This window comes from Paenibacillus sp. KS1 (assembly GCF_001680695.1).
Taxonomy (GTDB): domain Bacteria; phylum Bacillota; class Bacilli; order Paenibacillales; family Paenibacillaceae; genus Paenibacillus_B; species Paenibacillus_B suaedae.
The window spans coordinates 62,394-74,704 of sequence record NZ_MAIS01000012.1; the positions used below are offsets into that span (position 1 = coordinate 62,394).

The window sequence follows — 12,311 nt, forward strand, 5'->3', positions numbered from 1 at the left end:
GACGAACCGTTCATTCGCGAGTTCAATTTCATATTTCCATCCCATAAGAACACTAAGGCATTCGCTGCTTTAGTGTTTTTTTATTTTGCCAATTTCTACGGAGGTGTGGGGATGACGAGATACAAGCGAGTTATGATTAAACTTAGCGGCGGTGCTGTTGCAGGAAGCAGTGAATTCGGCTTTGCTCCTGACAGACTAGAGCATATTGCTAGTGAAGTGATGTCCGTCGTGGAGCTGGGTGTCGAGGTGTCGATCGTCATTGGGGGAGGAAATATATTTCGTGGAAATATGGCGGAAAGTTGGGGGATTGAGCGCGCAGAGGCCGATAATATCGGGACGCTTGCGACCGTAATCAACAGTCTCATGCTTCGAGGCGTACTGAAGGCGAAGACCGATAAGGAGGTTCGCGTCATGACCGCCGTGCCGGTTACTTCTGTTGCAGAGCCGTATATTCGCTTGCGAGCGATTCACCATTTGGAGAAGGGGTATATCGTCATATTTGCAGGGGGCAATGGCCAGCCTTATGTCACCACCGATTATCCCTCCGTGCAGCGGGCAATTGAGGTGAATTGCGACGCTCTGCTCGTGGCGAAGCAAGGCGTTGACGGTGTGCTTGAGGCGGATCCGAGAACGAACAAGGATGCGAGAAAGTTCGCCTCTCTCCATTACAACGATGTAATCCAGCATAATTTGAGGGTGATGGATCAATCCGCATTTATTTTGGCAAGGGACTTCCGTCTGCCCATCCATGTGTTCAACTTCGATCGACCGGGGACGATGCGCGACATATGTGAAGGGCAAAACAATGGCACATTAATTAGCGAAGAATCAATTCTACAGTTTGATTAATACAGACAAGGATCCACAAGCGTGAATCCTTTTTAAGTAGAGAACCGCGTTATAACTGGATTCTCGTCCGTTATAGCTGCTTTAAGTCATCCTATGGGATGGCTTTTTTTTATTCATTCAAAGCCAAAATTTCTCGTCCGTGCTCTAATGATATGAGAGGGAAGGGAGATAACGATGCCACATGGATATACATAAGCTCGTGAAGAAAGCGCAGAAGGGAAGCGACAAGGCGTTCCTGGAGCTATTCCAGCAGCACGAGGAAGCCATCTACCGGATGGCTTACATGTACGTGAAGAACAAGGAAGATGCGCTCGATATTGTGCAAGAAACTGCGTATCAAGCTTTTAAATCGATCGGCAGCCTGCGGGAACCGCAGTATTTTAAGACTTGGATTCTTAAAATCGCGATTAATCGTTCTCTTTATATATTGAAGCAGCGCAATAAAATCATTCCGTTTTCGCCCGAGTATGCCGAGCAGCAAATAGAAGGCTCCTGCGAGGAGGATATTCCCTTGGCCGTAACTTTGCAGGAGTTGCTCGACGAATTGGATGGCCAAGAGAAGAGCGTCATCCTGCTCAAGTTTTATCAGGGGTATACGTTCCAGGACATCTCGGACATGCTGGAGCTTCCCTTGGGTTCCGCGAAAACGATACTATACCGGGGATTGGGCAAGCTTCGGAAGAGTTTGAAGAGAGGTGAAATCTCATGAGCCAGCGCAATCGAATTATAGAGGAAATAGAGAAAATCGATATACCAGAGGAGCTGCGCGAGCGAAGCATCATGGGTGTGCGGCAAGCGAAGCGAGAGCTTCGGCAAACGGGCGGCGTCATGAAGATTGCGAAGGTGGCGGGAATCACCGCTGCAGGACTTGTTCTGGCCGTCGTGCTGGGTGCAGCTGCCTCTCCTACATTCGCTGAAGTCGTGAAATCATGGTTCTCGTTGAACAAAACGGATGAAGGCTTGAAGAAGGCGGCGGACGAGGGGTTTGCGGTGCCGATCAACCAGCAAGTAACCGATCAGGGAATTACGTTGAAGGTGAAAGAAGCGATTCACGATGTATTGCGCATTTCAATTCTGTACGGCATCGAACAGGGCGGGAAGTCCATGGATTCGGATCGGCTGTTCGATACGTTCATCCCGAACGGATCCGAAGATGATCCGTACGTGAACCGATACGAGATCGTGGACAGCGAGGGGAAGGTGCTTCCGCTTCGGTTGCAGCAGACCCATGCAGGGAACGATCGAATTCTAATCCTATCGCTAGACGATCTTGTGCCCGGCCAAGAGATTTCAGATATGTCAGATCTGCCAAACCAGATTACGGTGCGCTTCGATATCAATCAGATCGGCAAGACGCGGGGGAAATGGCACTTGGACGTACCTATTGATCTGATGAAGGCGAAGGCTTCTACAACTATCGTGCCACTTAACAAGCGATATGAATCACAGATGGGGTTCAGCGTAGATGTTAACCAGCTTCGTCATGGGCCAAGTAAATCAGAGCTATTGCTGCAAGTCAATGAGACACAGGCATGGAGAAGCGTTCAGAAAACAGATCCAATGTTCCGGTATGAAATTAAAGATGGGAAAGGAGATATAGTGGCTGCATATGATGGTTTGGTGCGCAGAGAATTAGCCATCGGAAATAAGAATGTTCTTCAACAGTCCTTGCATGGTCAAGGAACGTTGGGGCATATGAGGTACCGCCATGCGTTCGTTCCTTTTGAGGAGACAAAGGATTTGACCTTGGAAATGACAGCAATCTATACACAGGAACGATTCTCTAAAGGGGATTCTATAGCACTCGATCCAGCGGCGTTGATGAAGGAGCCGTTAAGGAAGGAGGTGAAGGGGAAGAGCATTGTTTTCAAGGCACGAATGAAGACAGAAGAAGTTCCTGAGCAGATGAAGGACGGCTACGAAGCCTTTCAAGGCAAGGGGTGGATACTGGAGGCTGAACAGCAGCTTGGTTCTGACACGCTAGATCTGGAATGGCGCATGATGGACAAGCAGGGGAAGGAAATTAGAGCGGAGTCGGCGACAGAACTGGAGCAGGATTCGCAAGGAAAGTATCGCAATCGTACGCTGTTCTTTTTCGAAGGTCAGTCCGAGATCCCTGGCAGCCTGAACGTATCCTTGGAAAGGTGGACGAAGAAGACACCAATCAGTTGGAGCATTCCGCTCGTGCCGTCGGCTGAACCGCTCCCTCCAGGTACCGATGAACCGATATATGAGATGACAGTAGCGGAGTTAAAGCCTGAAATCGTAAGCAAGGCGGAACAGGCAATGCATGATCTCGCTCCAAACAAGCCAGCCGAACTGTATGGCGTCGCAGATTACAGCGATCGGTGGTTCCTATATGCCAAGGATAACGGCGAGAGCTTTGTCATAATGCTCAAAGAAGCGGCAGAGCCCATTACTGTACAACGTGCCGTTCCATACCATGAATTGAATGACAAACTGCGTCAGACGGTTGAAGATACCTTGCGGCAAATGAAGCCTGAACAACCGATCGCATTCGCGAAGGCTGTCCGTGTGAGATCTAAGGAACTTAATAGCTGGTCGTTCCATAATGACCAAGCTTCCATTACGATTGATGCGGTAACGGGTCAGGTGGAAATAGCAGAACTGCGGTATGAACATGGAAGCTTCAATGAAAAGGCCAAAGCTGCAGCGGAGAAGGCGTATCCACTTTTTGCGGAAGGCAAGGCATTGCGATCCACAACCATGACGCAGAGAATGACTCCAACGGAACATGTATGGGAGATTGGGCGTGATAGGACTCTCTTTGCCAGAGTGGGGGTACGGACGAACCGAGTCTGGTCGGTTCAGCAAAGCTATAAAGATGATTATCCTGGCGATGAGCAAGCTGCACGGAAGAAATACGCAACTTTGCTTTATACGCCAGAACAGGCTATCAGTAAGGTCATTTCGACCGTTAAGCAGGTATTCGGCATCGATATGGAAGGCTACGATGTGAGCGTCAAGCTCAATGAATATACATTCACGAAAGAAGGTTCAACGACGATTAAAGGAACCGTCAATGCAAAGGGTGAGTTCTGGAAGTTGGAGCTGATTCCGGCAGAGGGAATACAAGATTAAACGGACTTATACGAGGAGGGTATTTTTCATGAAAATGAATACATTATTGGCGCTTTCACTCGCATGCAGCTTGTTCGCTGCAACTCCGGCTATGGCGGAACAGGCCGGCGGGAATAACGGAGGGACGGGAATTGTTCAGTATAGCGATGTAGATCAAAAGTTGACAGAGTCGGCTGAGAAGGCGATTGAGCAATACGGAAACGGAAAAGCATTTCAATTGGAGGAAGCGTTCAAGGATAGTTATTTTGTAGATAAAAAGAAAAAAGAGAATTGGATCATCCAATCCAAAGATCGGAGCGCCGTTGTATCGGTCGATGCAGTTTCCGGCAAGGTACTTACCATATCGCTGAGCTTCAAAATGGAGGAGGTAACTGATGAGTACGCATCGTACCTGAAGGCAGCACAGTCAGCAGCGGAGCAGTTTCGCAAAAATGCGGAGCTGGTCTTTACGGAAGCTCACTTTTTCCAGAACAATATCGCAGACAATAAAACAGAATCGATGACTTTCGGAGCGAAAGACAATCAATTCGTTCAGATCGATACGAAGACAAATAAGCCATTAAATTACCGCTTTACATACAAGGCAGCGGATATGGATCGCAAAATCATAAGCGTGGCAGAGCAGGCTGTAAAAAGTATGGGAATCGATAAGGTTCAACCATTTACGAACATTGAATACGAAAAATATGAAGGAAGAGAAGAATGGAAGCTAGCAAGGAAAATAGAGGTTAAAGGTGATTTCAGGAAAAATGGGGCTGTGATGATAGATGAGAATAACCGGGCGTTCGTGGTCGAGGCTGCTGCCACAATTGAAGCAAAAACGGGCAAGCTTATATCCATAAATGTTAAGCCTACAACGGATAATCAGAAGCGCAAATCATTGACAAAAGAGCAAGGTGTTGTGATCGCTAAGCCTATCGCGAAGAAATTGTGGGGCGTAGACTTATCTTCCTACGAGGTGAAGGTTAATAAGGACTGGGGCGACTACACGTTTAGCAGCAAGGGCAAGGACTCAATTGTAGCCAAGTTTGATAACTTCGGCAATCTCGTTCGCATGGAACGAAAATAGAATAAATAATATAGAGAGCAGAATGGTTATGTTATATATAATTATGGGTTCTAAATAATAGAAGAGAGGGCGCCACAACTGGCGCCCCTTTTCCATTTAAGCTAATTATATCTGATGGCATTCGACATCCCTTATGAAAACAATCACTTATTGACTATAACGGGAAAGACTCTTGTTATATTTCAGAAGTTCTGGGACAATAATAATCAGATTATAAGAGGAAGTTCAGTGATTTATAGAAGAACTTATAAGCAAGTAAGACAGAATTTTAACGTGTTGAAAAGAGGGCACTAGATGAATAAGCAATCCATCTATGGATTAACATTGGATCAGTTGGCCGCTTGGTTAGAGGAGCGGGGGCATAAGAAGTCACGGGCATCCCAAGTGTGGGATTATCTATATCGTAAGCGGGTCAAGGATTTCGCTGATATGACAGAAGTAAATGAAGCCAGCGTAGCACTGCTGTCTGAACACTTCGTTATTCATACGCTTAGCGAGCATGTGAAGCAGCAATCGGCTGACGGCACAATCAAGTTCTTGTTCAAGCTGCAGGATGGCAACTTGATCGAGACAGTATTGATGAGACACAAATTCGGGCTGTCGGTATGTGTGACGACTCAGGTTGGCTGCAACATCGGCTGCAGCTTTTGTGCGAGCGGACTGCTGGCGAAGAGCCGCGACTTGTCGAGCGGTGAGATTGTGGAGCAAATCATGAAGGTTCAGCACCATTTGGATGCAGTGGGTGAGGGTGATTTAGTCAGCCATATCGTCGTGATGGGTATCGGAGAACCATTCGATAACTTCGAGAATATCGTTGACTTCTTGCGGGTTGTTACCGACCACAAAGGTCTGGCAATTGGAGCGAGACGAATTACGGTTTCGACAAGTGGATTGGCGAATAAGATTAAAGACTTCGCAGATATTAATCTGCGGGTGAACTTGGCCCTATCCTTGCATGCGCCGAATGATGAGCTTCGCACGCGCATTATGAAGATTAACCGCGCGATTCCGATTGCGAAGGTGATGGAGGCGATTCGGTACTTCATCAACACGACGAACCAACGGGTGACACTGGAATATATTTTGCTGAAGGACGTGAACGATCAGCAGGAGCACGCGCTTGAGTTGGTGCAGCTGATTCAAGAGTGGAAGATGCAGGACGAGGTCAATGTGAACTTGATTCCGTACAATCCAGTTGATGAGCACAGCCAGTATCAGCGCAGTGAGCAGGAGTCAATTCGCGGCTTCTATGATGTCATGAAGAAAAATGACATTAGCTGCAGTGTACGGTTGGAGCATGGCACAGATATTGATGCAGCATGCGGACAGCTTCGCAGTAAGCAGATTAAGAAGGAAAGCGGTGCTGGTGCCGATCAGGCAGCTATGAGCTAAAATCAATTTGTAGTTTACAAAAAGCGTACCTACCAATGGGTAGGGCGCTTTTTTTCGTGCTGTCTATGAGAAAGTTCTTTGTCCGTCATGCTAAATTTTGCTACAATAAAACCGCGTATTCTTATCGCAATTACATAGAAATAGTTTATATGGTGCTGTGCATGCGCAGCTTAATAGGGAAGTCGATGCGAGTTCGACGCGGTCCCGCCACTGTAACGCAGAGCTGATAATCAAGGCTTTTATCCACTGTTAACTGAGTTAACGGGAAGGTAGATTGTCGAGCGATGATGCGAAGCCAGGAGACCTGCCATATAAGTGCTCTATATTTCTCACGAGGATGGGAGGGGGATGTTTATTCGTGCTGCTAGTAGGAGATTACTAGTGTATTTGGCTGCACAGAAGTGGTTACCTAACATCTTTCTAACAAGGAAAGGTGTTTTTTTATTGCCTTTATATTGATTTATAAGGAGAGCGGACATTGAAGATTACGAACAGAATGTTGAAGAAGAGCTTGTCTGCATTACTAAGTATCGTATTGTTGTTATCACTTGTACAGCCACAAGTCATAGGAGCGGCTAGTGGGCAGGGCAATACTCAGTTAAATAACATGATTGAACATACGGTTCAATATTATAAGGACTATTATAATGATGCTTCTAATCAAGACGCTGTAAGTGATTCATGGTGGGAGCTTGTTGCTCTGTGGAGTGCGGGTCAAGATTTGCATGATGGGACTTGGAAGTTGCCCGCGTGGGAAAAGAAGGAGCCGAGACGATATCGTCCCCAATCCAATGGAACGGAACAGATACAATACATATTCGGCTTGCTTTCGATGGGGAGAGATCCTGAACATGCTTGGGAAACAAATCGAAACCTGTGGTCAGATTTAGCATCACAGCAAAATCAAACAACAGGATCCTTTGGTGCCGTAAATAAGCATATTTGGTCCATACTTGCACTCAATGCCGGATTGAAGCGGGGACAGGATGTCGGGGTATGGAAGGATGACGCATCTCGACAGAAGGCTCTGAAGTATTTACTCAGTGCCCAGTACGCAGACGGCGGATTCGGACTTGAGGCTACGGGAAGCACAGGTGACACCGATATAACTGGAATGGCCCTGCTGGCATTAGGCCAATATCAAGGAGATAGCGCTGTTGAGCAGGCGATTGAACGTGCAAAGAACTTACTGATGAAGCGTCAGTTGAACAGTGCAGGATTCGCTTCTGAAAGTGAGGGTATCGTCGGGGACGAGAATTCGAATAGCTTATCTACTTCCGTATCCGGCTTAATCGCTTCAGGTGAAGATGTATTTGGCTCTAGATGGACGAAGAATGGGAAAACGTTTTTGGATGCGTATTCTCAATTTCAGAAGGCTGACGGTTCATTTGCTTGGCTAGTTAAGGACACTGATGGTAATGGCATGGCAACACAGCAGGCGCTTACTGCCTTGTTGGATATTCAAAGCGGCGAATCCGTATGGTCGCGTATTGCTGATGCGAAGCCGCTACAGAATTATCGTTCAAGCATCTTGACTACCTCTCAAATTGATAATGGCGCGGTAGATCCGGAAGTTGAGATTACACTGTCTGGCGATTTATTTAGAGTCGAGTCTACTAAAGCTGACAGCTGGTCTATCGATGTAGGAACGACTGGACTAAAGCTGAAGGAAATCTCCAAGCTGAGTAATGAAAAAGTAAAAATATCATTCAGTGGTCGTGCAAAAGCAGGCACTGTTGCGATACAGTCCTTGGCAGGAACGACTGCAGGCATTGTAAGCAGTAACGTAGTCAGTATTCGCATAGAGGCACCTAAACCGGTTGGTTTAGTTACTTTATCCGTGGAGAGACGCACCTTAAACGAGCCAGATATTCTAGTGCCAACTGCCGTACCGATCTATGAAGGAGAGACAGCCTTTTCCATCCTTAAGAAAGTGCTGGAGGAACAGGGGATCGAATTAGAGTTCCAAGGGAAAGGTGCTTCTGTATATGTAGAAAGTATCGATGACCTTTGGGAAAAGGATCATGGGGATGGAAGCGGATGGGTATATACCGTAAATGGAGTCGCACCGAAGTCTAGCGCAGGAGCATACCCATTAAAGGATGGAGATATTCTCCGTTGGCAATATACAAAGAACTTAGGCAAGGATATTGAGGATCAAGACAAGCCTAATCAACCGAACGACAAGGTGATTCAAGTCGATGAGAAGGAACAGAGAGTTGAAATAGGCTCTCCACAAGATGAATTGTCATCCAACAAGACAATACTTGTGTTTCCGAAACAAGAATTGCCACATGTTACTTCGGTAACGAGTAGTACATATCTTGAAATTGAATCGAATACTGTTGTCATTTCTCCGGCTTGGGACAAAAAACTGGAACTTCCTCATAGTGGGGATGCAAATAATGAGGCGCTTCTTGCAAAAGTGAACGAAGTTCTATCTCATGTGAAGAAGGAGACAGAGAACATTGATCTGCGTGTCAAACTAGGCGGAGATCAAGATATTCAATTCAATCAGCATGTAACGCTAGTGTTAAAGGGTCAGGGAGATAATGAAGCAGGATATTTGGATGCCAGTGGGACTTTTACTGCTATACAAAAATACGATGATGCATCTGTTCGTAATGATGATGCCTACTCCTATGGAGAACAAGGCGAACTCGTAATCAAGACAAGGCATTTTTCTGAATTTGTCACTTATATAACGAAAGCCAAGGAAGGTAACGGAGGAACCGAAGTACCCGGCGGAGATAATGGAACGGGTACCGAAAAGCCAGAAGTACCTGGCGGGGATAATGGAACAGGTACCGAAAAACCAGAAGTACCTGGTGGAGATAAAGGTACAGGCACCGGAAATGGTGGCGGCGTTGTCGTGCCACCTTTTGTTGCAGATACGATAACCTTTTCAGTAGAAAAGCGTTCAATCGGAGCGGGGGACATTATTGCCCCAATGACGGTACCACTTCAAGATGGAGATACAGCTTTTACTGTGTTGGAGAGAGTAGCCGCAAAATCAGGAATATCGATAGATAGAGAAGGTAGAGGAAGTTCTATTTATGTTTGGGAAATTGACGGGCTGCGAGCTAAGGATCTAAGTGGCTGGATGTATTCTGTTAACGGCACTTTCCCAAAATACAGCGCAGGAATCTATCGCTTAAATAAGGGAGACGTACTTCGCTGGCAGTATACGACAAACTTAGGCAAAGACATCGGAGACAACTTCGAAGGAGACACAAAAGTACCCGTTAAGCCTAACCTGCCTGGAGGCATCGGTGTACCGGACGTAACAGATCAAGGTGGGAAAGAGCTTACACCGAAGCAAAAAGAGACATCGGCTAAGCTGCAAGCGCTCTTGAACAGTACTTCTGCGTGGGTACAGAACAATCGACAATTTACCGCTCAAGACAGCTTTGTTGATTGGGATGCCATCGCTCTTGCTCGATCAGGCAAGCAAGTACCATCTGCGTACTACACAGCATTAGAGAACTTTGTGAAAGAGAAACAAGGTGAATTCCGCTTGGTGACCGACTACGAACGTATAGCTCTCGTAGTTTCAGCAATCGGCAAGGATCCAAGCAATGTAGCCGGCTATAATCTGCTGGAGAAAATTTATAATAATGCTCGCATGACGAATCAAGGCATAAATGGTCTCGTATTTGGCTTGTTGGCCTTGGATGCGAATAAATCCACCATTCCTAATGATGCACAATGGACAAGAGATAAGCTGATTCAGCAATTGCTGAATCAACAAAATACGGATGGCGGATTCCCTCTAAGCAAAGAGTCTAGTGCAGCGAGCGATATTGATATGACCGCTATGTCACTGCAAGCGTTAGCGAAATATCAGGAACGCAAAGAGGTCAAGGTAGCTACAGATAAGGCGTTAGCATGGTTGTCCTCCAAGCAGCTTCCTAACGGAGGATTCAAGGCGTGGGGCGTAGAGACTAGTGAGAGCATCTCGCAGGTGATCGTAGCACTGTCTAGTCTCGGTATTGATTTGGAAGATAAGAGATTTGTGCAAAATGGCGGGGGTTTGCTGCAAGCTTTGCGCACGTATGCTAATAAAGATGGCGGCTTTGCACACGGTCGTGGCGAAGCAAGCAATTATATGGCGACACAGCAAGCGCTGCTCGCGTTGGCAGCTTATGATCGCTTTGTGACAAATCGCAGTAGTCTTTATGATATGACGGACGCTGCATCAACAAGCACACAGAAGCCAAAAGACGTGAAAATAACGTATACGGATGAGACTTCGATTTCTGCATGGGCGAAGGAAGCGGTAAACAAGGCAACGGAGCTCGGATTTATGCAAGGGACGAACAAGGATAAGGATACGTCTAAATTTGAACCGAAGCGGGAATTGAGCCGTGCTGAATTTGCAGCCTTGATCGTGAAGTATGCGGGTCTACAGCCACTAGGCACAGACTCAGGGTTCACTGATATAAGCGCCAAGTCGTGGTATGCAGGCTATGTAGCTGCAGCGAAGGACAAAGGCCTTATTTCGGGCACCTCCGCAACGAAATTCGCACCGAATCAGGCAATCTCGAGAGAAGAGATGGCAACTGTGCTTGTACGAATGAAGGGATTGCCGAAGAGCACAGAAACTTCAACAGCACTGAAAGATCAGAAGCAGGTATCTGCCTGGGCGTTGCCATATGTTAAATATGCATATCAAGCAGGCCTGATGTCAGGCGATGATGGTTACTTTAAGCCTCAACAGCATGTGACAAGAGAAATGGCCGCTGTCGTCATGGTGAGATTGCACAGCGACAAATAATTAGCAACTGTGAGAAAGAAGGAGAGCAATCTCCTTCTTTCCTTATTCGAACTTATTCATAGGGTTATAACATGGCATCACGATGATGCCAGGCATGAGGTGAGGGTATGCGCGATTGGTTGGGAGTGCTTTGGCGTAAGAAGGGGCAGCTGCTTGGAGGCTTGGCCGTACTAGCGATCGTATTCTCCACGATATGGATTTACAGTGGTAGTCGTGTGCAGATGCCAGATGAGCAGTACACTGCTTCAACCACATCACAAAATAAAGAGGTCGAAGGCCAATCTATTGAGTATAGAGCGAGTGAAGATTCCAGTCCTCAGGAGACGAACCAAGAACTGGTTAAACCGCAATCACAGTTGGAACAGGATCCACACTCTGAATCTGTGCAAACGGAGTCGGAGAAGGAGAAGGACGAGGCCACTAGTAAGGCTAAATCGTCAGACAAGGTGGTGGAAGAGGATTCTGCGGTTAACGGGAAAGAACAAGTGTCTTCGGGCGTAGAGAAGAATAATGCTGCGGAGAAATCGAATACGAAGTCACAACCGTCATCCAGTTCATCAACGGATCTATCCAAGAAACCGAAAGACATACAGCAGGATGGAAAAGGATCAGATGTCTCTTCGCCTAAGTCGGTGAACAAGGATGCTGTACGGAAAGAGAAGCTGGACAATGAAAAGCAAGGGGCAGGGACTTCAAAGACGACGAAAGAAAAGAAAACGACCACGCAAACGGATGCTACCCCGCCTCCTTCTAAAACCGTTCAAATCACGATCGTTGGATCCTCTGAAATTGGAACAATTTTAAATACAGAGGAAATTGAAATCGGTGATTCGGAAACCGTGATGGATATATTGAAAAAAGCGACGCGCGCCAAGAAGATACAAATGGACTTCAGTGGTGCCGGCGCGGCTGCTTATGTTAAGGGCATTGATAATTTATATGAGTTCGACAAAGGGTCAGGCAGCGGATGGATGTACAGCATTAACAATAAATTTCCGAACAAAAGTGCTGGCGCGTGGGAGGTTAAGCCCGGCGATCATATTCAATGGCTATATACAGAGGATTTAGGCAAAGATTTAGGCGCAGGTACAGACGACGGATTATGGGACGGGAAGAGTTGAT

Annotated in this window: 7 protein-coding genes and 1 riboswitch; all 7 genes read left to right on the forward strand. The window is 46.7% G+C overall.

The genetic code is table 11. From position 1 onward, the window contains the following. Positions 1-111 precede the first annotated feature (111 nt). The 7 genes from pyrH to BBG47_RS06340 all read left to right on the forward strand — a co-directional run bounded on the left by pyrH (position 112) and on the right by BBG47_RS06340 (position 12,310). Positions 112-849 carry a UMP kinase gene (gene pyrH / locus BBG47_RS06310; RefSeq protein WP_065291025.1) on the forward strand — a complete coding sequence of 246 codons (738 nt, stop codon included), beginning with the start codon at positions 112-114 and terminating at the stop codon, positions 847-849. Between the two features lie 181 nt (positions 850-1,030). Continuing rightward, complete coding sequence (locus BBG47_RS06315) at positions 1,031-1,558, forward strand: sigma-70 family RNA polymerase sigma factor (RefSeq protein WP_065291008.1); 528 nt, start codon at positions 1,031-1,033, stop codon at positions 1,556-1,558. Further along, entirely contained in the window at positions 1,555-3,951 is a 2,397-nt protein-coding gene (locus BBG47_RS06320; protein ID WP_065291009.1) for a DUF4179 domain-containing protein, read from the forward strand. The genes BBG47_RS06315 and BBG47_RS06320 overlap by 4 nt, the downstream gene beginning before the upstream one ends. 28 nt (positions 3,952-3,979) lie before the next feature. Then, the gene (locus tag BBG47_RS06325; protein ID WP_065291010.1) at positions 3,980-5,020 is read left to right on the forward strand and encodes a hypothetical protein; all 1,041 of its coding nucleotides are present in this window, start codon (positions 3,980-3,982) and stop codon (positions 5,018-5,020) included. 294 nt (positions 5,021-5,314) lie between these two features. Continuing rightward, a complete protein-coding gene (gene rlmN, locus BBG47_RS06330; RefSeq protein ID WP_065291011.1) occupies positions 5,315-6,412 on the forward strand; it encodes a dual-specificity RNA methyltransferase RlmN in 1,098 nt (365 codons plus the stop codon). A gap of 133 nt (positions 6,413-6,545) precedes the next feature. After that, a riboswitch (cobalamin riboswitch) is annotated at positions 6,546-6,738 on the forward strand. A gap of 152 nt (positions 6,739-6,890) precedes the next feature. Next, positions 6,891-11,189 (forward strand): S-layer homology domain-containing protein, encoded by a 4,299-nt coding sequence (locus tag BBG47_RS06335; protein WP_065291012.1) that lies wholly within the window; start codon positions 6,891-6,893, stop codon positions 11,187-11,189. A 107-nt stretch (positions 11,190-11,296) separates the two neighbouring features. Next, positions 11,297-12,310 carry a DUF4430 domain-containing protein gene (locus BBG47_RS06340; RefSeq protein WP_065291013.1) on the forward strand — a complete coding sequence of 338 codons (1,014 nt, stop codon included), beginning with the start codon at positions 11,297-11,299 and terminating at the stop codon, positions 12,308-12,310. Position 12,311 lies beyond the last annotated feature (1 nt).

What these genes read in the sequence shown, in the direction of transcription:
- BBG47_RS06325 (WP_065291010.1), top strand. Translation starts at nt 3,980, where the DNA reads ATGAAAATGAATACATTATTGGCGCTTTCACTCGCATGCAGCTTGTTC.
- BBG47_RS06320 (WP_065291009.1), top strand. Translation starts at nt 1,555, where the DNA reads ATGAGCCAGCGCAATCGAATTATAGAGGAAATAGAGAAAATCGATATA.
- BBG47_RS06315 (WP_065291008.1), top strand. Translation starts at nt 1,031, where the DNA reads ATGGATATACATAAGCTCGTGAAGAAAGCGCAGAAGGGAAGCGACAAG.
- rlmN (WP_065291011.1), top strand. Translation starts at nt 5,315, where the DNA reads ATGAATAAGCAATCCATCTATGGATTAACATTGGATCAGTTGGCCGCT.
- BBG47_RS06340 (WP_065291013.1), top strand. Translation starts at nt 11,297, where the DNA reads ATGCGCGATTGGTTGGGAGTGCTTTGGCGTAAGAAGGGGCAGCTGCTT.
- pyrH (WP_065291025.1), top strand. Translation starts at nt 112, where the DNA reads ATGACGAGATACAAGCGAGTTATGATTAAACTTAGCGGCGGTGCTGTT.